Source organism: Streptococcus sp. 1F3, from assembly GCF_054968985.1.
Genome location: NZ_JBUEQR010000009.1, coordinates 1 through 24,203, shown reverse-complemented (window position 1 = coordinate 24,203; position 24,203 = coordinate 1). Strand labels below are relative to the sequence as shown.

The window sequence follows — 24,203 nt, the reverse complement described above, 5'->3', positions numbered from 1 at the left end:
TCCTTATAATCAAAGCCCAAGGTAGAACGAGCGTTCCCCAAGGCAAGTTGACCAAGTATCCTTTTGATTTTTAAAGAGTATTAGTTGTAAAAGGGGTTGAGCACAGGTTGCCAGTCCCTTTATTTGTATTCTAGTGCTTTGATTTTACAATAAAATCTATAATTGTGTATATATAAAAGAGGAAAAAGATGAATCAAAAAGTGATGGAAACTTTGGAGTTTCACAAGGTCAAGGCCTTGTTGGAGCCTCTTATCCTAACAGAACAGGGGGCTCTTGAATTGCAAGAGCTCGTGCCTATGGTAGATGCCATGCGGATTCAGCAGGCATTTGATGAAGTTGCAGATATGGAGCAGCTATTTGTAGAATCCCCTCATTTTCGTTTGGGTGCTACGGTTGATATTGCACCTGCTATGAAACGTTTGGACTTGGAAGCTGATCTCAATATTCCTGAACTATTGGCAGTCAAAAAAGTCTTAGAAGTATCAAAGGAATTGGCAGATTTTTACCAACAGTTGGAAAATGTAGACCTTACTCAGTTGCCATCCTTATTTGAAAAGATTGAGCTTTTCCCCCATATTCAGGGGAGTTTACAAGCTATTAACCATGCAGGTTTTATAGAAGATTTTGCCAGTGAAAAACTAGCACACATTCGCAGGAAGATCCGCGAATCGGAAGACCAGATCAGGCAAGTCTTGCAAGAGATGCTCAAGACCAAGAGCGATATGCTGACAGATACGGTCCTAGCCAGCCGGAATGGTCGCAATGTCCTCCCTGTCAAAAATACCTACCGCAACCGTATTTCAGGTGTGGTTCATGACATATCGGCATCCGGGTCGACCGTCTATATTGAGCCACGGGCAGTCGTCTCTCTCAATGAAGAGATGACCCATGCTAAGGCAGAAGAACGCCATGAAATTAACCGTGTCCTACAGGACTTGTCGAGCATGTTGCGCCCGCATAGTCGTGTCATTCGTAATAATGCATGGGTGATTGGGCACCTTGATTTTATTCGTGCCAAGCACGTTTTTGCCCGTACCTATCAAGCGAGTATTCCCACCTTATCCTTGAGTAAGGATATTGCTCTTTTAAACGTCCGTCACCCGCTTCTAACCAATCCTATCCCCAATGATGTATACTTCAAGGAAGACTTAACGGCCATCGTGATTACTGGTCCCAATACTGGTGGTAAGACTATTATGTTGAAGACATTGGGCTTGACGCATCTCATGGCACAGTCAGGTTTGCCGATTTTAGCTGATAAAGGCAGTCGTGTTGCCCTCTTTCGGGAAATGTTTGCGGATATTGGTGATGAACAGTCGATTGAGCAAAGTTTGTCTACCTTCTCCAGCCATATGACCCATACGGTGGATATTTTGGCAAGTGCTGATCAGGATTCCCTTATTTTGTTTGATGAATTGGGGGCTGGAACTGACCCGCAAGAAGGGGCATCTCTTGCGATGGCTATCCTAGAAGACTTGCGCTTGCGGGGGATAAAAACCATGGCGACTACCCATTATCCTGAGCTAAAGGCTTATGGAATTGAGACAAAGGGAATAGAAAATGCTAGTATGGAGTTCGATAATCAGAGCCTGCGACCGACGTATAAATTCATGCAAGGAATTCCGGGTCGTTCCAATGCTTTTGAGATTGCTAGGCGTCTCGGCTTATCAACCGCCATTATTGCCGATGCTGAAAGCATGACCAGAAGCGAGAGTGACGTCAATCAGATCATCGAGAAACTAGAAGCCCAAACGGTGGAAAGTCGAAAACGGCTCGATACGATTCGTGAAGTGGAGCAGGAAAACTACAAGATGAATCGTGCCTTGAAGAAACTCTATCAGGAATTTTCACGCGAAAAGGAAACAGAGTTGAATAAGGCGCGTTTAGAGGCCCAAGAAATTGTCACGATGGCATTGGCAGAAAGTGATGCTATTTTGAAAAATCTTCATAGTCAAGCCAGCTTAAAACCGCATCAGATTATCGAGGCGAAAAGCCAGTTGAAAAAACTGGCACCAGAAGTGGTTGATCTTTCTAAAAATAAGGTCTTGAAAAAGGCTAAGAAAGAAAAGGCGGCGCGTGTAGGCGATGACATTCTGGTGACCAGCTATGGACAGCGCGGTACCTTGACCAAGCAGTTAAAAGATGGTCGTTGGGAAGCGCAAGTTGGGTTGATTAAGATGACACTCAAAGCAGATGAATTTAGCTTGATCAAAGCTGAAAAAGACGAAAAGCCAGAACAAAAGCGGGTTCATGTCGTCAAACGCACCACTGGAAAAGGACCGAAAGCTCGCCTTGATCTGCGTGGAAAGCGTTATGAAGAAGCGATGCAGGAACTAGATGAATTTATTGACCAAGCCTTGCTCAATAATCTATCTCAAGTAGATATTATTCATGGGATTGGAACGGGGGTTATCCGTGAGGGAGTAACCAAGTATCTCCGTCGGAACAAACATGTCAAAGAGTTTGGTTATGCACCGCAGAATGCAGGAGGAAGTGGGGCAACCATTGTGACCTTTAAATAGTCCGTGATTGAGTATGGGGAATGCACCTACCTAGTGGATAGTTACAGGCGTAGCAAATATTTTGAAAAAGTTTTCTTTTGGTGTAGAATAACAGTACCAAAAGAAAAGGAGAACGAATATGGTTCAAGCAGTTACTGATGCAAATTTTATTGAAGAAACGAAAGATGGTCTTGTATTGATTGATTTTTGGGCAACATGGTGTGGTCCATGCCGTATGCAGGCACCCATTTTAGAGCAATTAGCAGAAGAAATCCATGAAGATGAAGTGAAAATTTTGAAAATGGATGTTGATGAAAATCCAAATACAGCCCGCGAATTTGGGATTATGTCTATTCCAACCCTTCTATTCAAGAAAGATGGAGAAGTGGTAAAACAAGTCGCTGGTGTCCATAGTAAAGAACAGCTCAAAACCATCATCGCTGAGCTTGCATAAAGGATAAGAAGTTGAGAACAGAGAGGGTCTCAACTTCTTTTTTAGCCCAGCCCTTGTATAGTTGTTTGGTTTACTTTTATACTCTTTATACTCATTTCGTTTAACTTTTATTACTTCGACGATTGTGGAAACTTCGTTTCCTTATTTCCAACTTCCAATCATCTTCTAGATGATTGGAACTCGCTTTGCCGTACTCTACGATTGTTACTGACTATCGTCAGTATGATTTCCAACCTTCAACAGTCCTTAGACTGTTGAAGCAGCCTGCAGCTCCTTGCCTAGTACTAAAAGTAAACGAAACAACTATAAAAATCAAAAGGATCCTTCGTCAACTTGCCTTGGTGAATGCTCGTTCTACCTTCGGCTTCGTTTCTTAGTCTACTTTTGATTTTTATTGAGTATTAGTACTGGGCAAGGGGTTGTTGGAAATAGGGAAACGAAATGAGTATAAGTCTTGTGAAGGTCAGCTGATTTTATGGTTGGCGGTTTATTCTTCTATTTTAGTGGAGTTTGGATTAGGCAAGAGTAGCTTGTGTCGTGTCAATAGCGATAGATTGTTTTCATAGTTTCGGACTGTAGCAGGGGGAGCTTCATCTAGTGGACTATTCAAGCTGCCTTTTTCCACGCCATTGAAGAATGATGATAAGGATAGAGAATTGAGCCGAAACGTTCATATAAATAGGAAGAGGGGAGGATAAAATTTTAAAAATCCTTTTAAATTTGATTGACAAAGATAGTGTAAACCCTTACAATAAATATGTCAATATATTAAAAAGCGCTTGTCTAAGGAAATATAATATAAGGAGGAGATGAGGGAATATCATTAGAAAAGCGCAAGTGAAGAAAGGGTATGTAATGAAAGATTTTTTCTATCAAAGAAAGTGTAGGTACAGTCTACGTAAGGTGGCGATAGGGGTATGCTCGGTTCTCATTGGACTTAGTTTTTCTGCAGTCAATGCTAGTGCACAAGAGCTTCCCCAAGGGGCATCAGCTCAGAATCAGGCTTCTCCTGATTCAGCTACTGGTGAATCAGTTACACCTGTCGAAGCTCCAGCTTCGTCTCCTGCTGGAGAAGGGGTTGCTGAGGAGGCAAAAACGCCTGTCGAAACTCCAGTTGAGGAGGCTAGAGTAGCAGAAGCTTCTAACGAGGAGCCAGCCTCTGAAAAAGCTAGCCAACCGGAGCAACCGGTTGCTACTCCAGAGAGTGCACCTGTTAAGGAAGCAACAGAGAAACCAAAGGAAACAGAAGTACCTAAAGAGGAGAAGGGAACTGAAGAAAAAACGCCTAAACTAGAGACAGCTCCAAAGGCTGATCAGGAACCAGCTTCTAGGGGAAGGGTTCGTCGGGCAACTAATGAGCCTGATTATAAGGAGTGGAAGCCAGCAGAAGGGGTTAGTCCTGGTGAAGTAGAAGTGATTGAAAAAAATGGCGTTCGCTACAATAAACTGTCTTCTACTGCCCAAAATGATAATGCTGCCAATCCAGCACTTTATGAAAAAGAAGGCTTACAAGTTGATGAGAATGGCAATGCCTCTGTCACTCTTCAATTTTTGGCAGAATCTGAAGCAGCGAAATCTCGCTTTGGAGTTTTCCTAAAATTTAAGGACGCTGCTAATAATATCTTTGTAGGTTACGATCGGGATGGTTGGTTCTGGGAACATAAAACCCCAAATCAAAATGCCTGGTATCAGGGAAGTCGTGTTGCTGCACCGGATAAAAACTCGCTAAATGAATTAACCATCACCCTAAAGGCCGATGGTCAGCTAAATGCAACCAATAATGGAACTTCTCTTTTTGATACCATTACCTTACCGAGTGCTGTCGTGAATAATTTAGCAGATAGCAAGCGTATCCTAGTCAAGGCAGGCAGCTATGGCGATGATCGAACAGTTGTTGGAATCAAAACAGACAATCAGGAGAATGTTGCTCCGTCGCAGCCAGATAGTGACAAAGAAACTGGACCAGTAGTGGATGACAGTCAGATTGTTTATGATACGATTAAATCGGATGTTTTAGAAGCAATCATTGACACCACTTTCCCACGGATTAAAGAGTACAGTTACAAGGGTAACAAGATGTATGGTCAGGTGGTTCCTACTCGGAAGGTTACGATCAATGATCATGAAATCGAGCCACAGGTTACCTATCGCAAGATTGATGACAAGACAGCTGAGTATGTCTTAAAGATACAAAAGGCTGATCAAAAGATTGATGCAGATATCACTGTTCGACTTAAAATTGAGAATAATCAGCTTCATTTTGACATTACCAATATCGACAACCATAACGAAGTAGTTTACGGTAAAAGGATTGATAGTACAAAGAAACTTTTGTCTAGTTTGAATTTCTTGACCCTTCCTTTGGTTTCTGTATCAAGCGATCAAAATCAAGCTAAATTTGACGGAGCAAGGATGTCAAACAATACCCATCAATCAGGAGATGTCCATGTGGATGTAAGAAATCCGATGGGTGATTTTGGTTCAGGCTTCATGTACGGCTTTGTTTCGACTGATAAGGTTGCAGCGGGTGTTTGGAGTAACTCTCAAAATAGTTATGGAGGAGGGGCAGACGACTTCACTCGCGTGTCAGCATATAAGCAGACAGTAGGAGATAAGAACTATGTAGGAATCGCAAGTTCTCCATGGCAATGGCAAAGGGCTCACAGAAGCATTGTATTTCCAGAATACACCCTAGAATTGCCAAGTGCTAAGGTCATCTTTACTGAAGATATAAACAATGACCAAGTAGTTGATTGGCAGGACGGTGCGATTGCTTATCGTGAAATTATGAATAATCCAAAGGGATGGGAGAGCGTTAAGGATATTGCTGCTTACCGTATTGCGATGAACTTTGGATCACAAGCACAAAATCCATTCTTGATGACCTTAGATGGGATTAAGAAGATTGCCCTACATACAGATGGTCTAGGTCAAGGAGTTCTCTTAAAAGGATATGGATCAGAAGGGCATGATTCTGGGCATTTGAACTATGCGGATATTGGAAAACGTATCGGTGGAGTGAAGGACTTTAAGACTTTGATTGAAAAATCCAAGGCTTACGGTGCAAAACTTGGAATTCACGTCAACGCTTCTGAAACCTATCCGGAATCTAAGTATTTCACAGAGGCAATCTTGAGCAAGGACGCAAATGGCAATTATCGCTATGGTTGGAACTGGTTAGACCAAGGAATCAATATCAATGCGGCCTATGATTTGGCACACAATCGTTTGAAACGTTGGCAGGATCTCAAAGCTGAATTAGGTGAGGGCTTAGATTTCATCTATGTGGATGTTTGGGGAAATGGGCAATCTGGTGACAATGGAGCTTGGGCAACGCACGTACTAGCGAAGGAAATCATTGACCAAGGCTGGCGTTTTGCAATCGAGTGGGGTCATGGAGGAGAATACGATTCTACTTTCCAACATTGGGCTGCGGATCTCACTTATGGAGGCTATACCAATAAAGGGATCAATAGCGCGATCACACGTTTCATCAGAAACCATCAAAAAGATGCTTGGAATGGAGATTATCCTTCCTATGGTGGTGCTGCGAACTACCCACTATTGGGCGGCTATAGCATGAAAGACTTCGAAGGCTGGCAAGGTCGTAGTGACTATAATGGCTATATCACCAATCTATTTGCCCATGATGTCATGACCAAATACATCCAACATTTTACAGTAAGTAACTGGAAGAATGGTCAAGCTGTCAGTATGACAGACAATGGTTCTACCTATAAATGGGTACCAGAGATGGAGATTAGGCTGACAGATAAGGATAATGCTCAATTAGTTCTCACTCGTAAGAGCAACGATGTGACGAGTCCTTTGTATCGTCAGAGAACGGTGACGTTGAATGGACGGGTTATCCAGGATGGTAGTGCTTACTTAGTTCCTTGGAACTGGGATGCCAATGGAAATCAATTGGCTAAAGACAAGGAGAAGATGTACTACTTCAATACAGAGGCAGGTCAAACAAGTTGGCAATTACCGGCTGACTGGGCAAACTCTTCGGTTTACCTCTACAAGCTAACAGATCTAGGCAAGGTTGAAGAACAGCTCATTCCAGTTGTTAATGGTCAGATTACCTTAAATCTACTAGCGAATCAACCTTATGTACTTTACAAGACACAGCAGACCAATCCAGAAGTATCTTGGAGTGAGGGCATGCATATCTATGACCAAGGATTCAATAGCGGAACCTTGGATCATTGGACAAAGACTGGTGATGCCAATACAGCAAGCATTGTGAAGTCTCAGGGACATAATGATATGTTGCGGATTCAAAATAACAGCGATAAGGTCAGCTTCACTCAGAAATTAACAGATTTAAAACCAAATACACGATATGCAGCCTATGTTGGAATTGACAACAGGAGCCAATCAAAAGCAAGTATCACTGTTCATACCGGTGAAAAAGAAGTGAGCAATTACACCAAGCAGTCCATTGCTTTGAACTATGTTCAGGCCTATGCTCATAATACCTTATCTTCTACTGCAACGGTTGATAATTTGAGTTACTTCCAAAATATGTATGTCTACTTTACAACAGGCAGTGATGTTTCTAATGTAACGTTGACCTTGGCGAAAGAGGCAGGAGATGGTGCAGCGTATTTTGATGATATTCGGATCTTTGAAAATGAATCAGCGATGTATGCGGACGGTCATGATACAACTCCTACGGCTAAGAAGTTTACACAGGACTTTGAAAATGTAGCTCAAGGAATCTTCCCATTTGTAATTGGAGCTGCTGAGGGAGTCAATGATAACCGAACCCACTTGTCTGAAAAGAATGCTCCATATACCCAAAGAGGTTGGAATGGTAAGAAAATTGATGATGTTATTGAGGGTGATTGGTCTTTGAAAACAAATGGTCTAGTGAATAGACAGCGTTTGATCTATCAAACAATTCCTCAAAATTATCGCTTTGAGGCAGGTAAATCCTATCGTGTCAGTTTTGATTATGAGTCTGGTTCTGATAATACCTACGCTTTTGTGATTGGTGAAGGTGCCTTCAGTAATATCAATCAGACTGAGATGCATTTACTAGGAAATACCTGGACGGATTCGTCTCGTGCCAAACGTGTCAACTTCCTTGTCAACGGGGCAGAAAGCGGTGAGAGCTGGATTGGAATTTACTCAACAGGGACAGCCTCCAACACTCATGGAGATACAGGTGGAGACGCTAACTTTAGAGGCTATAATGACTTTATTTTAGATAATCTCGTTATCGAAGAAATTGAAGTAACAGGAGCGATGTTGGTAGAGGGGGCTCTTAGGAACTACCTGCCAATCGTTGCGAATGATACTTATACAAAAGAGAGTCTTGATCCAGTTCGTGAAGCCTTGTACCTTCTCAGAGTAAGTGATCCAGACATTTCTGTAGAAGATGCTAAAGCCTTGATTGAACAAGTAAATCAATCTATTGCTGGCTTGGTTCAGAAACGTCAGGCTATTTTACCAAATGAGATTGAATCGTTGGATGCCCAAGCACAAAGTGGTGAAGGGTTGGCCAAGGCCTTTGATGGTGACACAGCAACTTTATGGCATACTCCGTGGAGTGCGACAAGTATCAATACGCCTGCAACGATTGTCTTGAAAGAACCAACAGATATCACGAAGTTCGAATATGTTCCTCGTCAATCTGGCAGCAATGGTATCTTGAAAAATGTACGTTTAGTAGTGACCGATGACCAAGGGCAAGAGCATACCTTTACCGCTCAAGATTGGGCAGATAATGCAGAGAAAAAGACGATTGACTTTGGTAGAACCATTAAGGCTAAGAAGATTGTATTGGTAGGAACTGCTTCTTATGGAGATACTCCTGATACATTCCAATCTGCAGCAGAATTGAGATTCATCGTACCAGTTCAAGAAGAAACACCGCTTAACTATGATGCTTATCATCGTGTCTTGCAAGAGCTTCGGAGCAATGGGAATCCAGAATTGCTTCAATCCTTGAAAGAGTTGTCTGATTTTGTAGATAGTCTAAAGGATGATCATCTCCTCACTCAAAATATGCTAGACAGTTATGTTGCTAGTTTGTCAGAGTTGAAGAAAACAGGAAAACTAGAGGATTTAGTCCACACGAAGAAAGAACTTGAAGTCAACGAAATACCGATTGATTATAAGACTATTCAAGTAGAAAACGCCGATCTCCCTCGTGGAACGAAGAAGGTGACCCGAAAGGGAGAAGTAGGAAGAGTCCGTGTCTTTTATGAGTTGCTCAAGGGAGAAGATGGTGAAATCACAGATATCCGCGAAGTAGGTACGCGAGAAGTCCTGCATGAAGTGGTTGATGAAATCGTTGAGATTGGCACGAAAGATGACATCGTTGATGATTCAAAAGAAGAACTTGCAAATCTAACTCCAGAGGAGAGGATTCGTAGGCTGATGACTGTCAAAGCAATCTCTATTGATGCAGGTCGTAAATACTTCTCACCGAAAGATTTAGAAGAAATCATCGATAAGGCTCAGACATTAGGCTACAATACTCTTCATCTCCTTGTGGGAAATGATGGTCTCCGTTTCTTGCTAGATGATATGACGATCGAAACCCCTAACAAGGTCTATGCAAGTGATGAGGTTAGGGAAGCTCTTCTTGAAGGAAATCGTCGTTACTATAATGATCCAGCAGGAACAGTTCTCACTCAAAAAGAGATGGATGATTTGATTGCCTATGCTAAAGCAAAGGATATTGACCTTGTTCCAGCCTTGAATAGTCCTGGGCATATGGATGCTATCTTGACAGCTATGGGGCAACTAGGCATTGAAAATGCCAACTTTAGCCATACCTTGCCAAATGGTAGAAGTGGAAAGTCTAGTCGAACAGTGAATTTGAATAATGAGGAAGCTCTCGCCTTTACTAAGGCTTTGGTCAAGAAATATGCTGAATACTTTGCTGGTAAGGGAACAGAGATCTTTAACATCGGCTTGGATGAGTATGCGAATGATGCTTTCCATGGAATCAGTGGTTTTGAGCTACTCCAGTCAACTGGACAGTATAGCAAATTTGTTCAATATGCCAATGATTTAGCAGCTATTGTCAAAAAGACAGGTATGAAGCCGATGGCCTTTAATGATGGTATCTATTATCGTTCCAAAGAAGATGCAGGAGTCTTTGATAAGGATCTGATTGTATCTTATTGGACTGGAGGATGGAATGGTTACCATGTTGCTTCTTCTAAATTCCTATCAGATAAGGGACATGCCATCTTGAATACCAATGATTCTTGGTACTATGTCATCGGTCGTGATAAGGCGGGTAGTGGTTATTACAATCTTGATCAAGGAATAGATGGAATTAACAAGCACAAGTTTGATTCTGTCTTGGGCAATGAGGGAAGTACGGTTCCAACGATTGGAAGTATGGTTGCGGTTTGGGCAGATAACCCAGAACGGCCATACATCAAAGAAAATCTTTTCAGATTGATGGATGCTTTCTATAAGAGAAATTTGACCTACTTCCCAGCAGATTATGCTCTGGTATATGAGGAGTTGCAATTGAATCCTCCGTTAGCTGAATTGGATAAATACACTCCAGAAAGTGTGGAGCGATTCATCAAGTCAATTAATGCTATTGATTGGTCCTTGACTAGTGCAGAGCAAAATCAGGTTGCCGTGTTTGCAACTGCAATAAAAGAAGCACGTGAGCAGTTGGCCCTATTACCTATAGAGCAACCTAAACCAAAAGATGAAGAGCAACCTATCCCAGATAAGGGACAAGGAGGTTCAATTGAGACAGATAAGGATAAGGAACAGAAACTCCCTAATAAGAATAAGGAAGAAACTGGTAAAGATAAGTCAGAGAAAGAGCCAGTAGGCAAGACCTCAGACACCTCTAAAAAATCTCAAGAAAACCGGGAACTAAAAGAAACTAAAGTAGAAAAAGCTGCCCTACCAGCTGCTGGTAGCAAGACCAGCGCTTGGCTTTCTATTCTAGGTGTGACCCTCCTTGGCTCACTCTTTTACAAGAAAAAAGAGAAAGAGTAGGCCACTTATCCCTTATACTTCATAAACATTGAAGAAGCAAACTAAAAAGTTTGCTTCTTTGTCCTGCTTCCGAATTTTTAAAGGCCTTTCATATCTTCATTGAATACGGGCTAAAAGCTCGGAAAAAATACCTCTTGAAGAAGAGCAAATCTTGCTTCAAGAGGTATTTTATGATTTTTGTTGAGTATTAGCATAGATGTATCATTGGTTCAATCAATAGATGATTGTTTTAGTGGTTTTTGATTGTTCGCACTCCCTGATAAGAGAGCTATCAGAGTGACTAGCTTTGTTTCTCACCGGCAAGTCTAAAAGGGTAATTTTCCTGCAAAAGCGCCGAGTGTTTTTTGCGTAGCTTCGTCAATTTTTGTTAGTGCTTGATTGACTGCTTGAATGGTCATCTCTTGTAGAGTTTCTATGTCCTCTGTGTCTACTACTTCAGGCTTGAAATCAATGGCTATGAGCTTCTTATCTCCTGTAAAGCGTACGGAAACCAAATCTTGAGCAGATGCTCCTACAAACTCGGTTGCTGCGAGTTCTGCTTGGCTTTTTTCCATCTGCTTTTGTAATTTTTGCGCCTGTTTCATCATCTGTTGCATATTCATCATGGTTGGTTATTCTCCTTTGTAGTAACAAATCGTATATCGAAGGTGATACGCCTATTATTATATCATACTTTGATGCAGGCTGGCACGATTAGTGAAAGGGGGAGATATGATATTTAGCGATATTTTTACTAGATAGCCCTATTTTATCTTGACGGAAGCGCTTTTAAAGAGTATAATAAAAGAAAAACTGGTTATAACCACCAAGGGGGAGGTCCTATGTTTCACTTACCAAAGGAAGAATTAGAAAGACTGGGTGCAATTATTACAGCGCCTGAGATTTATCAGCAACCAAGCTTGTGGAAAGAAGCCTATCAGCTCTATCATGATAAGCTAGAGACGATTACGGCATTTTTAGATGATATTAAGGCAAAGCATGACTTTGTTCAAGTTATCTTTACAGGTGCTGGAACGTCAGACTTCGTTGGTCAAAGTATTGCCAATCATTTAAATCAGGTTAATGATATGAAGCACATTCGCTTTGTGACAGTTGGAACGGTTGAGATTGTTAGTCGTCCACATGATTATTTACAGGCAGATATTCCGACGATTCTCGTCTCCTTTGCACGAAGCGGAAATTCTCCAGAGAGCTTGGCAACGGTTGAAATTGCTAAAAAATTAGTCCATACTCTTTATCAGGTGACGATTACCTGTGCACCAGAAGGAAAATTAGCACAGGCAGCAGAAGGGGATGCAGCCAATCTGCTCTTGCTTCAACCTGCCTTATCAAATGATAAGGGCTTTGCGATGACAGGTAGCTATACTTGTATGGCTTTGACAGCCTTGCTCGTCTTCTCGCCAGAAACAGCGGAAGTGAAAGCAGGTTGGGTCGATGTGATTGCACGTCTTGGTCAGGATGTACTAGGTCGCGAAGACTATGTGCAGGAGTTGGTTGATCTAGACTTTGAGCGGGTGATTTATCTAGGAGCTGGTGGCTTCTATGGTCTTGCCCATGAAGCTCAATTAAAGATTTTGGAACTGACGGCTGGAAAGATTGCGACCATGTATGAGTCTCCACTTGGCTTCCGTCATGGACCAAAGTCACTTATCAATGAAAAAACAATTGTCCTACTTTTTGCTTCAAATGATGCGTATACAAGACAGTATGATGTGGACTTAATCAATGAAGTCTATGGTGATCAGATTGTAACCCGTATTGTGGCACTATCTGCAGATAAATTAGCAGGGACTGAAGCACCGAACTTTGTCCTTGCAGAAGGTGGAGCAGCCCTACCAGATGTCTTCTTGACCTTCCCATACATTTTGTTTGGACAGACCTTTGCCCTTATGGCTGCAGTCAAGTGTAAGAATCTCCCAGATACACCGTCTCCAACTGGGACTGTTAACCGTGTTGTACAAGGAGTGACTATTCACCCATTGTAGGATTTAAAAAACCTTACTGTCAAGAGGACTAGAATGCTTCACCCTACTTTATTTACTAGTTCTCTTGGTTGATAACGTTTTAGAGTGATTCTAATCTTGCTCAATAGAATATCGAAAGGAGCTGGGCTTACGTCCCGGCTCCTTTCGATTGGAACTCACTTTGCCGTCCTCTACGATTGTTACTGACTATCGTCAGTATGATTTCCAACCTTCAACAGTCCTTAGACTGTTGAAGCAGCCTGCAGCTCCTTGCCTAGTACTAAAAGGAAACGAAACAACCATACTAATACTCTTTAAAAATCAAAAGGATACTTGGTCAACTTGCCTTGGTGAAGGCTAGTTCTACTTTCGGCTTCGATTATAAGGAAATGAGCGGTGCTACTCTCATTTCCAACCTTTCACCATTCTTAATTGTGAAAGCTAGCCTACTTTTGATTTTTATTGAGTATAAAAGCAAATCAATCTCTATGTATGTGGCATGCTTAATGCCGAATTGGCTAAATCAATGTCGATCTGCCAGTCGCTATTATCACGAATGGTGCATTCGAAGTCTGTCGTATAAAGGAGGACGCGGATGGTACGATCTTTAGCGAATTTATAAATAGTCGGTTGCAATTCCCATTCGAAATCAACCCATTCATTTGCAGGTAGGTGTTCAATTTTCAAGAGATTGGTGCGGTTTTGCAGATTGAGATAGCCCTTTGTAATGACGCGATAAGGGCTTTCAACAAATGGAAGTTCCATTAAGTTTTCCATAGCGTAGAAGCGACCGTTATCAAGACTAGCTCGAGCCTTCATCTGAGGAATTGGAGCGAGGCGCTTAGCAGGACCTAGGTCCAAGATTTGTGTAGATAAGAGCCCCTTGGACAGGCTTGATTTGATACGGAGCTTGAGACGGACTCGCCCATTTAGGTGTAACTCTTCTGACAGAGGGAGATCGATCGTAGCCTGTTGTGCCTTATCTTCAAAGAGATCTTTTAAAAAGCGAGGATAGGATTTGCTATAGCTAGAAAAGATGTCTGTTGGATATTGGTTCTGAATCGTGCGGATATCTTTTCCGAGAGGGAAGGTCCGCTCTTTTTGTCCCCCAAAATGTTCCAGTTCTGTCCAGCTTTGTTCCAGACTGTTATCTTGCCAAATGATTTGAGGAAGTTGGTATTGATTGTCTTGTCCTAGCAATTTTTGTGTCAGTAGAGCATTCATTGATTCTCTAAAATCGATGGATTGCCAGTTGTTCATATAAACGTGAGCACCATGGTGGAAGAAAAGGTGCTTAGAAACTTCTTGAGGTAAGGCATGAAACATATTCCAGACATGAATCGGCTTGACATTCCAGTCTTGTGTTCCATGGGTAAAGACGACTTCGCAGGTAACCTTATCAGCCTGAAGAAGGTAGTTGCGGTCATGCCAGTAGGAATTGTAGTCGCCAGTTGTCCGATCAAGTGCTTGCCTTTCAGCGTCAAATGCAGCTTGGTATTGGTCTTTGGTTCGGAGGAAGTCGCCTGCTTGTAAACTTCTCGAGTAGGTTAGAGCAGTCAGGCTATCGAGGTCCTCACCTGGGTAGCCACCGGGGCTTGTTACAAGCCCATTTTCCCGATAGTAGTCATACCATGAAGAAATGCCAGCTTCAGCAATGACTACTTCCAGCCCCTCCACCCCCGTTGTAGCCAGAGCGTTTGACATAGTACCTAGATAGGACAGTCCAGTTGTTGCCGCCTTCCCATTTGCCCAATCAGCAAGAACGATGTGCGAGCGAGTGTGGTCTGTATAGGCTCTTGCTCGACCGTTGAGCCAGTCAATCACAGCTTTGAAGCTGTAGACCTGCTGGTAATCTCCTGAGGTCATCATACCAGTCGAACCGAGGGTTCCCACCCCTGAGACGTGAATGCTAGCAAAGCCACGAGCCAAGAAATAATCATTGAGTGAGTAGGAGCCGATATGCCCGAGCTTTTCAGTCGCCTTACTGATAGGAAGTGTTTGGGTATCAGCGGGTAAGGTGTGAACCACTGTCTGACTTGGTGTGATTTCTTTAGGCTTTTTGATCGTCAGCTCTCCTTCCATCTGGTGCAAGGCCTTGTCGCTAGCCTGATCATTTACTCCTTGATGATAAGGACTGTTGGTGATAACTGCAGGAATTTTTTCTGCAATGGTAGGACGTAAAATAGAAACTTTAACCAGATCTGTCTGCCCGGATTTGGTTGTGTCAACAGGTGTTTCGACATAGACCACTTCACGGATGAGTCGGCTCGTTGAGAAGGTTGCAAGGGACTTTCCATTGAAGAAATGATAGGTTTGATCTTCAGCAATCAGTCCATCGCTGACCAGTTGGTCAATCAGGGTGTTCCCAGACTTCGTTCGGGTTGCTAGAAGCTGGTAGAGATTTTCAAGTAGATGAGTATAGGGGATCGGAAATTGGCTGCTTGAGACAAATTCCATAACATCCGTATAGTCTACCCCGGGTACAAAGCCGAGTAGCTGAAGGGCTACTTGATAGAAAATGAGGTCGGATACTTCCCTGTCGGATTGAAAGAAGGTCAAGAGGTCGGTTTCCCAATCTGCAAGAAGGTTTGATAGAGCGATGTCTGTGTTTTCTGTTAAAAATAAGACCCTACGGACAAAGCGCATCAAGTTTTCCTTGTCACTGATTTCTGGATGGAGGGAAAATCCTAAGCCTGCTAACTCTTTTAGCATGGTTTCTGGGGGTGTTTGGATATAAGAAAATTGATTAAAACGCATACATTTCTCCTTAAATAGTAAAATATTCTTTACATTCCCTATTATAGCTGATACAATAGTGTTTGTCTAAAAATGTTTGGAGGAATATGAAAAAATGGATGTAGCAGTACATATTAAGTACCTTACAGAATTTCTTGCAACTGCCTTGCTCATTATCTTGGGAAATGGGACAGTGGCTAATGTTGATTTGAAAGGCACAAAAGGAAACAACTCAGGTTGGATTTTGATTGCCATCGGTTATGGTTTAGCAGTTATGATGCCAGCCTTGATGTTTGGAAATGTTTCTGGAAACCACATTAATCCAGCTTTTACCCTTGGTTTAGCTGTATCTGGTTATTTTGACTGGGCCTTGGTTCCCGGTTATATCACAGCGCAGCTACTTGGTGCAATTGCAGGTCAAGCAGTGGTGGTCGGTATCTATCGTCCCTACTTCTTAAAGACAGACAATCCAAATCATATCTTGGGTTCATTTTCAACTATTTCAGCCCTTGATGATGGTACAGTAGCTAGTCGCAAGGCATCATGGATGAACGGATTTTTGAACGAGTTCTTTGGCTCATTCGTTTTGTTCTTTGGGGCAATGGCGATTACCAAGCACTACTTTGGGGCAGAAGTCCTTCATTTTGCAGCGAAACAAGGAGCAAATTTATCTGATCCAACCTTGAAGATTCAAATGAGTAACTTCCTAAGTCCGGGCTTAAATGTCTCTCACTTGGCACTCGGCTTCTTGGTGATGGCGCTTGTAGCTGCAGTCGGTGGCCCAACTGGTCCAGCACTGAACCCAGCCCGTGACTTGGGTCCACGTATCTTGCACCAATTATTGCCACAAGCAGTTCTTGGTCAAGCAAAAGCAGACTCAAAATGGTGGTATGCCTGGGTACCAGTCCTTGCACCAATCGCAGCAGGTATCAGTGCAGTAGCCCTTTATAAGCTAATCTACGGATAAGAGAGAAGGAGGTCGCAAGGCCTCTTTTTCATTCTCGTCTTTTGTCTATTGAAATATGGGGATGAGGAATGGAAAAAAGTGCCTTGTATGCAGGGGGAAGTGTTCTGGCTTCTTGTCGGTAATTAGTTGTAAATTTTATTGTTTTCCATTACAATAGAGAAGTATTGAATAAGGGAAATGGATAGAATGAAAGTGAAGAAGATAATTCCAGTTATTCGGATGAACAATCGTAGAGTGAATCAGCGATTTTTAGAGGATAATCTTGGTTTTAAGACCCATTTGGAAGATGCAGCCTTTGCAGAATTTGGAGATAGGGAGACCTTGGAGCCAAAGCTGGTCTTGGTTGAATCGCCAAGTATGCGGACACGAGCAGTAAAAGGCACAAAAAAGCTTCATAAAATCGTGGTGCGGGTAGAGAATCCTGCAGAAATTGAAGCCTTATTGGCACGTGGTGCAGTCTTTACCAAGCTTTATAAAGGTGCAAGGGGGTATGCTTTTGAAAGTGTTTCGCCAGAAAATGATCTTTTCTTGCTCCATGCAGAAGAGGATCTGACACAGCTGGTTGAGATTTTACCGCCAGTAGTCTTTCGTAAGCTAGATGGCTTTGAGAAATTGACAGCTTTTTCAATTGAGAAAGTTATCATCAATACACCTCAGCCTGAAGAAAGTCGTACCCTTTATGAGTGTCTGTTACCAGGGCAAGAGATACTGGAATTTCGTGAAGCTAGGGGAGAGGATTTACTGATTGAGGCAGACAAGACTTGGGACTTAGATAGCTTACGTATCCCTGTCCCAGCAGATATGGACTGGACAGCCCTAGAAGAGAAGTTACAGGTTCCTTTCTTTAAGGACAAGAAAGGGCGCTTTTTGCAGACGACAGATAGCAGTAATATTGAATTATGGTTTGAAAAATGAAGGCTATTGTAGAAAAAATGGACCAGCAAATAGCTGAAAAATTATATAGAGGAGCAAGTGTAGCCCTCTATCACCACGGCAAGTGGGAAGAGTATTATGTGGGCAACAGTGAAGAAAACCTGCCCACGCAACCAGGATTGACCTATGATCTGGCATCGGTTTCGAAAGTTGTCGGGGTAGGCACAATCCTGATTTTTTTACTGCAAGCCGGAAAGATTGAATTGGATCAGCCTTTGAAGACCTACTATCCTCGATTTCATGATGGCAGTGTAACCATTCGCCAATTGGTCACCCATACAACAGGGATCGATCCCTATATTCCAAATCGGGATAGCTTGGATTTTGAGAGCCTCAAGGAAGCTGTTGAAGAGCTTCGGGTGACGACGGATAAGAGTTTTCGCTATACAGATGTCAATCTGATTTTACTTGGCTTTATGCTGGAAGAGTTGCTTGCTCAGCCCTTAGATCTTCTGCTCAAGAATCAACTTTTCACACCTTGGGGCATGCTAGAGACACAATTTGGTCCAGTTGAGATGGCAGTTCCAACCGTGAAAGGAAAGCAAGCAGGTATGGTCCATGATCCCAAGGCTAAGGTATTGGGAGTACATTGTGGTTCGGCAGGTTTGTTTTCGACCTTAGCAGACTTGAAAGTTTTCCTCAACCATTATCTGGAAGAGGCTTTTGCCAGAGATCTAGCTCAAAATATCAGTTTTTCGAAACCACGCTCAATAGTCTGGAACCTTGAAGCGGGTGGTTGGTTGGACCATACAGGTTATACGGGTCCCTTTCTTTTGGTCAATCCAGAAAAGCAGTTAGCAGCCATCTTTCTCACTAATCGTACCTATGATGAGGATAATCGTCCCTTGTGGATTGAGAAACGTAAGGAATTGTATCAGGTCATTGTAGCGTCTCTGGAAGCGACTGTTCATGCTGAATCGTGTATAGAGGGAATGCAGGAATCAGTTGATAGGTACAAAATAAGTAGCGAGCGAAGTGAGCTTTTAGCTTGCATTTTATTCTAAATTGAAACGAAAAAATTGTTATTTATAAAGGAAAGGGTTATAACAGTTCAGCTGGCTAGCTTCACTGTGAGCGTAGATGTTTCCTTATACTCTTAAAAAATCAAAAGGATCCTTCGTCAACTTGCCTTGGTGAAGGCTCGTTCTACCTTTGGCTTCGATTATAAGGAAATGAGCGGTGCTACTCTCATTTCCAAGCTTTCACAATTAAGAATTGCGAAAGCTAGTCTACTTTTGATTTTTATTGAGTATTAGAAGAAAGGGTAGAGATGCTCTTTTTTTATTATTTTGCAAACGCTTATCCTCCTTTTCTCTTAAAAATAAAAAATCTCTTTAAAAATAGAAAAATATTCTGGAAATACTTGAATTTTCAGAATGTTTTTATTATTATAGATAATAAGATTCAGACGGAAAGCTGTATCATTTTATTTTTAAGGAGATACCTATGAAAAAAGAGCATTTTTCTTTACGGAAGTATAAGCTAGGTCTTGTTTCTGTGATGCTGGGTATGGCTATGTTTTCAGTAGCTGGTCCTGTTTTGGCAGAAGAAAGGCAAGTCTCTCCCCAAGGAGGAGCAGAAAGTAGTCTAGCTGTTGGAAATCAGAACGAGATAGGAGAGAATGGTTCTACGAAGGTAGAAGAAATAGCACCTCAGACTGATGAGAAAGAAATAGCACTGGCTCCTAGTCTTGCGACTTCTAATCAAGAAAAACCAGAAGAAGCCCTCACCGAGAGCGTAGAGACAACTCCTGCTCCAGTAGCAACAGAGGAAACGACTCCAGCGCCAGCTTCTCCGACGGTAACAAAGGACGACTCCCTAGCACCAACGCCTCCAGTAGCAACAGAGGAAACCGCTCCAGTGCCAGCCTCCTCAATGATATCAAAGGAAGCTGTGCTAGATTCGGCTGCTGTGGAAAAACAAGCTCAACCTGCTCAGCCCTTGAGTGACAGTAGCAATCAAATTATTCATGTCCCACCTGTTTGGGAAGCAGGATATAAGGGAGAGGGAATGGTTGTTGCAGTCATTGACTCTGGATTAGATGTTGAACATGATGTTTTACATCTGACAGATGCCTCTACAGCAAAGTATCCTAATCAGGCATCTTTTGAAGCGGTAAAGGAAAGTGCTGGTATCAACTATGGGAAATGGTATAGTGACAAGGTTATCTTTGCCCACAATTACATGGATAGTAATTCTGAAATCAAGGAAAAAGATGAGGGTTCACATGGAATGCATGTTTCAGGAATTGCTGTTGGGAATCCCACGAAAGTAGATAGTAGTGGAGAATACATCTATGGTGTTGCACCAGAAGCCCAACTCATTTTTTTGCGGGTCTTTTCAGATAACAATCCAGGAACTACTGCGTCTATCTATGTACGTGCGATAGAAGATGCTGTAAAATTAGGGGCAGATAGTATCAATCTTAGCTTGGGAGGGGCAAATGGTTCCTTGATAAATGTTGGTTCAGCTCTTGATGATGCCATTGACCGTGCAAAGAAAGCAGGAGTAATCGTGGTTATTGCAGCAGGAAATGATGGTGCTTTTGGTTCAGGTCACGCAGCTCCCTTGGCAGAAAATCCTGACTACGGTCTAGTGGCAAATCCTTCTACAGCTTCAGGTGCTATTTCAGTTGCTTCTTACAACAACTCTATGATTACAAGTGAGATGATGTCAATCGTTCAGTCTGAGGCTTCCCCTGCGAAAAAAGTTCCAGTAGTCGTATCTGAGAGTACTAAGGAATTTGAAGCAGGAAAATCTTATGATTATGTCTATGCAGGCTTGGGACGTGAGACGGATCTCAATGCTCTGGATTTAACCGGAAAAGTTGCCCTCATTAAGCGTGGTGAGATTACCTTTACAGATAAAATTAACAATGCAAAAGCGAAAGGGGCGATAGGGGTTGTTATCTTCAATAATCAAGAGGGAGCAAACCTTAACATGTCGCTTGATGCTGCTGCTAGAGAAATTCCTAGTGCCTTTATTCCGCTTGGAGCAGGAGAAGAATTGTCAAGAGGCACTTATCAACTGCAGTTTAACAAACAAATGGGCATGATTCCAAATCCAAATGCGAAGAAATTATCAGATTTTTCTAGTTGGGGTCTAAGTGCAGATGGGGAATTAAAACCGGATATTGCAGCACCTGGGGGTGCGATCTATTCTTCTATCAATGATGGGAAATATGAATCCAAAAATGGAACTAGTATGGCAACTCCTCATGTAGCTGGGGTAGCTGTCTTATTAAAGCAGTATCTCATCAATAGGTTTCCAACCAAGACCCCTGAAGAGCTTGAGAAGTTAATGAAGCACTTGATGATGAGTACAGCAACTCCACATGTTAATGAGGAAACCAAGGCCTACACATCACCAAGGCAACAAGGAGCGGGGATTGTCAATACCTATGCTGCTATGACAAAAGATGTATATGTTACAGGAAAAAATGACAATGCGAGCATCAGTTTAGGAAATGTTGACTCTAAGTTTCGTTTATCGCTCCTTCTTCACAATATAAGTGATCAAGCAAAGACACTGACCTATGTCACAGAATTGACAACAGATACAGTGGTGGATGGTCGTATTACCCTCGCTCCAAGGTTCCTAGACCAAATTAAGGGACAGACCGTCACTGTGCAAGCAAATAGCAGTACAGAGATTACCATTGATGTAGATGCAAGTCGCTTCCATGACGAACTTTTAAAAGAAATGCCAAATGGATATTATTTAGAAGGCTTTGTTCGTTTCTTGGATGCAGATGATCAAGAAGTTGTCAGCATTCCTTACGTTGGCTTTAAAGGGGAGTGGCAAAATCTTCCAGTTCTTGAAAAGAGCATCTATGATCTTTTGAAAGATAATCAAAATGGTTTTTACTTTGAACGGACAGGAGATGGGGCAGCACCAGGAAATAGTGAGGCTACTGCTTTGGTAACAGATGCTTCTGAGTATGTCCATTCTAGAGAAGCACGTAGTGATCGTGATCCTATGATTTTGGGTAGTCAGCTAGGTCTAAAAGGGAACCCCTTCCTTCAGTTAGATGAAACTGGAAATATTCGGCTTGCTTTTTCACCAAATGGAGATGATAATCAAGATTTGATTGCCCTAAAAGGAGTATTTTTAAGGAATTATCGTAATTTAGTTGCTAGTGTCTATGCAGCAGATGATACGGACTTGAAAAATCCCCTCTGGCAGAGTAGAGGAGCAGAAGGAGATAAAAACTATTACTCCGGAGATGAGAGAAATCCTAAATCAACAATTGTTTCTGAAACAATCTGGAAGGGAGTAGATCAAAATGGAGCCGACCTGCCAGAAGGAGACTACCAGTATGTTGTACGTTACTTCCCTATGGTTCCAGGAGCTAAGGAGCAAGTGATCCAATTTAATGTGCGCCTAGATCGCCAAAGCCCAGAGATTACAACTGGAATCTACAATGAAAGTAGTCGCACTTTCCGACCACGTCCAGTTATTGAAAAAGGTGGTTCAGGTATCCGTAGTGAAGAAGTCTTTTATATATCTAAAGACGAGAATGGAAATGGTTATACGACCGGAACTTTAGAGAAAGATGGAAAACAAATCTATTTTGATAACAAAGTCTTTGTAGCACCAAATGAAGATGGAAGCTATACTCTGCCTAGTGAAATAGCTCTTCAGGATTTCTATTATGCAGTAGAAGATCATGCGGGAAATAGACAAGAGCTACCACTGGTTGAAATAATCAGCCCAGATAATCAATCTGGTCGACTCAGAATTGACTTGAAAGATGCAGATCAATTGACTCCTATTGCAAGTAGATACTCTTATGTTATTCGTGATGCAGGTGGTAATGTAGTGGAGACAACTCTAACTCCTTCTGGAGCCATTTCACTTCCATTTGGAGACTATCGTGTTGAATTGCTTGCCTATGATCAAGATTATCTCAAGTTAGTCAGTCAGACCATTCTTCCTGTTCAAATAGGAGAAAATAACAGCTATCAATCACTTGATTTCCTAGCTCGTCCTCGTATTTGGTCTCCTGTCGATGTGCAATTCAATCAAGCGGTACCTGAAACTGCAACAGTAAGCCTGATGGATGCGGATGGTCGTGTCTTTGTACTACCGCTGGCAAAATATGTTGCCAATGGATATGGAAAGGATTTACCAGCAGGTAAATACCAGCTCCATATCAATTTACCAGCTGGTGTTGAAATTTTAGAAGACCTAAAAGAAGTAGAAGTGGTAGCGAATCAAAATAATCATTTATCCTTAACGATCAGTGACAAGAGAGCATTACTTGCTTTGATAGAGCAGTTGCAATCCTTACCAACACAGTCTACTTACTACAATGCTACTGAAAGTAAGGTGGCTGACTATGAAACAGTTTTAGCTGCGGCTAAAACAGCTGTTGGTGAAAAGACGAATCAGGAAAGCTTGGATCAATTAAAGAAAAATTTGACTCAAGCATGGAAAGCCCTAGACGGGAAAGCAACTGATTTAGCTCAATTGTCTGCTGAACTGGGAACCTACCAAGAACTTGTAGCTTCACCCGCTTACTACAATGCCACTAAAGAGAAGAAAAATCTTTACGATACAGCTTATCGGATGGGGCAACTGCTTATGGCTAAAGAGAATGTGACCCAAAAAGAGGTCGATGCTCAGTTGCAACAACTTCGACAAGCTCAACAAGCCCTAGATGGCAAAGAGACAGATAGGACAGCTCTAAACCAACTCGTCCAAAAAGATGAAAATCGGAGAAAAACAGCAGCCAACTATCTTTTTGCAAGTGAAATGACAAAAGCGAGATATGAGCAAGCTCTAGCAGAGGCACAAGCCATTCTTAGCGATCCACAGGCTAGCCAAGAACAGGTCGATCAGGCACTTGCTCAGTTAGAACAAGCCATCGCAGAATTAGATGGCCGTGCTGGCAATCAAGCAACCTTGAAAAATCTTGTAGCAGATCAACCAGCTTTCCAAGCAACAGCAGCTTCGTACCTCTACGCCACACCATCAAGCCTAGCTATCTATCAACAAGCCCTAGCAGAGGCACAGACTATTTTAGCTAAGGAATTGGTCAGTCAGGAAGAGATAGACCGCACACTGACAGCCTTACAAGTAGCTATTCAGCAATTAGATGGAGTGAAGCCTCAAGGAGTTGTAGTTGTACCAGGGAAAGAACTACCTGAGAAACAAGCCAAAACTCCAGTTATTGGCAACTTACAACCACAACCTGTACGGCTTCCTAAACCTATATCTTCAAAGGATGGAGCAGCCCTTGTTAAAGAATCAATCTCTCCATCTGTTTCTACAGGAAAGGTGTCTGATATTGGAGCAGTTACTCGCCATACCAAAGAAGGAAATCTTCCTGCTACAGGTAGCAAGGATTTTGGAGGAACTGTTGTCTGGTTGAGTTTCTTCTTTACAAGTTGTCTCTTTCTTACGACAGTCTTACCGAGTAAGAGAAGAAGCTAGTCGAAGCTCGAAATAGATTTCCAATATTTCTATTCATTTGCTTTGAGGGCCATCCTCTCTTTGTTCCAAAGCTCTTGAAAGAGTAAAAAATAGAGATCCCCCTAGAAGATTATATGGACTTCTTCTGAACTGCTCCCTGTCAAGTGGACAATGAAATAATAAAAGATTTAAGCGACGGCCTTGTTCCTCATTTCAAGAGGTGCAAGGCCGTTGTTGCG

10 protein-coding genes and 2 pseudogenes are annotated in these 24,203 nt (G+C 42.2%); 10 read left to right on the top strand and 2 right to left on the bottom strand.

The window, feature by feature from the left end:
* Positions 1-188: 188 nt before the first annotated feature.
* The 5 genes and pseudogenes from ACVPON_RS00440 (at position 189) to ACVPON_RS00420 (ending at position 10,947) form a co-directional block, all read left to right on the top strand.
* Positions 189-2,522, top strand: a complete 2,334-nt coding sequence (locus ACVPON_RS00440; protein WP_462874923.1) for an endonuclease MutS2 — start codon at positions 189-191, stop codon at positions 2,520-2,522.
* Positions 2,523-2,640: 118 nt separating this feature from the next.
* The gene (trxA, locus tag ACVPON_RS00435; protein ID WP_462874921.1) at positions 2,641-2,955 is read left to right on the top strand and encodes a thioredoxin; all 315 of its coding nucleotides are present in this window, start codon (positions 2,641-2,643) and stop codon (positions 2,953-2,955) included.
* Positions 2,956-3,810: 855 nt separating this feature from the next.
* Positions 3,811-3,915: pseudogene (locus ACVPON_RS00430) on the top strand (YSIRK-type signal peptide-containing protein); the annotation flags it as partial.
* Positions 3,916-4,155: 240 nt separating this feature from the next.
* Positions 4,156-9,267: pseudogene (locus tag ACVPON_RS00425) on the top strand (endo-alpha-N-acetylgalactosaminidase family protein); the annotation flags it as partial.
* A gap of 81 nt (positions 9,268-9,348) precedes the next feature.
* On the top strand, positions 9,349-10,947 hold the full coding sequence (locus ACVPON_RS00420; protein WP_462875065.1) for a family 20 glycosylhydrolase: 1,599 nt from the start codon (positions 9,349-9,351) through the stop codon (positions 10,945-10,947).
* A gap of 305 nt (positions 10,948-11,252) precedes the next feature.
* Here the strand turns inward: ACVPON_RS00420 and ACVPON_RS00415 are convergent, their stop codons facing one another.
* A complete protein-coding gene (locus tag ACVPON_RS00415) occupies positions 11,253-11,552 on the bottom strand; it encodes a YbaB/EbfC family nucleoid-associated protein (protein ID WP_462874919.1) in 300 nt (99 codons plus the stop codon).
* 216 nt (positions 11,553-11,768) lie between these two features.
* Here ACVPON_RS00415 and ACVPON_RS00410 point away from each other — a divergent pair, with 216 nt between their 5' ends.
* Positions 11,769-12,932 (top strand): SIS domain-containing protein, encoded by a 1,164-nt coding sequence (locus tag ACVPON_RS00410; RefSeq protein ID WP_462874918.1) that lies wholly within the window; start codon positions 11,769-11,771, stop codon positions 12,930-12,932.
* 465 nt (positions 12,933-13,397) lie between these two features.
* Here the strand turns inward: ACVPON_RS00410 and ACVPON_RS00405 are convergent, their stop codons facing one another.
* A complete protein-coding gene (locus tag ACVPON_RS00405) occupies positions 13,398-15,668 on the bottom strand; it encodes a Xaa-Pro dipeptidyl-peptidase (protein ID WP_462874916.1) in 2,271 nt (756 codons plus the stop codon).
* Positions 15,669-15,762: 94 nt separating this feature from the next.
* Here ACVPON_RS00405 and gla point away from each other — a divergent pair, with 94 nt between their 5' ends.
* The 4 genes from gla to ACVPON_RS00385 all read left to right on the top strand — a co-directional run bounded on the left by gla (position 15,763) and on the right by ACVPON_RS00385 (position 23,985).
* Positions 15,763-16,614: an aquaglyceroporin Gla gene (gene gla / locus ACVPON_RS00400; RefSeq protein WP_462874915.1), complete on the top strand. Its 852-nt coding sequence runs from the start codon at positions 15,763-15,765 to the stop codon at positions 16,612-16,614.
* Between the two features lie 186 nt (positions 16,615-16,800).
* Entirely contained in the window at positions 16,801-17,529 is a 729-nt protein-coding gene (locus tag ACVPON_RS00395) for a CppA N-terminal domain-containing protein (RefSeq protein ID WP_462874913.1), read from the top strand.
* Positions 17,526-18,551, top strand: coding sequence for a serine hydrolase domain-containing protein (locus tag ACVPON_RS00390; RefSeq protein WP_462874911.1), 1,026 nt, complete (start codon positions 17,526-17,528; stop codon positions 18,549-18,551). Before ACVPON_RS00395 ends, ACVPON_RS00390 begins: the two co-directional genes overlap by 4 nt.
* Positions 18,552-18,993: 442 nt before the next feature.
* A complete protein-coding gene (locus ACVPON_RS00385) occupies positions 18,994-23,985 on the top strand; it encodes a S8 family serine peptidase (protein WP_462874910.1) in 4,992 nt (1,663 codons plus the stop codon).
* Positions 23,986-24,203 lie beyond the last annotated feature (218 nt).

Excerpts from the sequence above, each read along its gene's own strand:
- ACVPON_RS00440 (WP_462874923.1), top strand. The coding sequence starts at position 189 with ATGAATCAAAAAGTGATGGAAACTTTGGAGTTTCACAAGGTCAAGGCC.
- trxA (WP_462874921.1), top strand. The coding sequence starts at position 2,641 with ATGGTTCAAGCAGTTACTGATGCAAATTTTATTGAAGAAACGAAAGAT.
- ACVPON_RS00420 (WP_462875065.1), top strand. The coding sequence starts at position 9,349 with ATGACTGTCAAAGCAATCTCTATTGATGCAGGTCGTAAATACTTCTCA.
- ACVPON_RS00415 (WP_462874919.1), bottom strand. The coding sequence starts at position 11,552 with ATGATGAATATGCAACAGATGATGAAACAGGCGCAAAAATTACAAAAG.
- ACVPON_RS00410 (WP_462874918.1), top strand. The coding sequence starts at position 11,769 with ATGTTTCACTTACCAAAGGAAGAATTAGAAAGACTGGGTGCAATTATT.
- ACVPON_RS00405 (WP_462874916.1), bottom strand. The coding sequence starts at position 15,668 with ATGCGTTTTAATCAATTTTCTTATATCCAAACACCCCCAGAAACCATG.
- gla (WP_462874915.1), top strand. The coding sequence starts at position 15,763 with ATGGATGTAGCAGTACATATTAAGTACCTTACAGAATTTCTTGCAACT.
- ACVPON_RS00395 (WP_462874913.1), top strand. The coding sequence starts at position 16,801 with ATGAAAGTGAAGAAGATAATTCCAGTTATTCGGATGAACAATCGTAGA.
- ACVPON_RS00390 (WP_462874911.1), top strand. The coding sequence starts at position 17,526 with ATGAAGGCTATTGTAGAAAAAATGGACCAGCAAATAGCTGAAAAATTA.
- ACVPON_RS00385 (WP_462874910.1), top strand. The coding sequence starts at position 18,994 with ATGAAAAAAGAGCATTTTTCTTTACGGAAGTATAAGCTAGGTCTTGTT.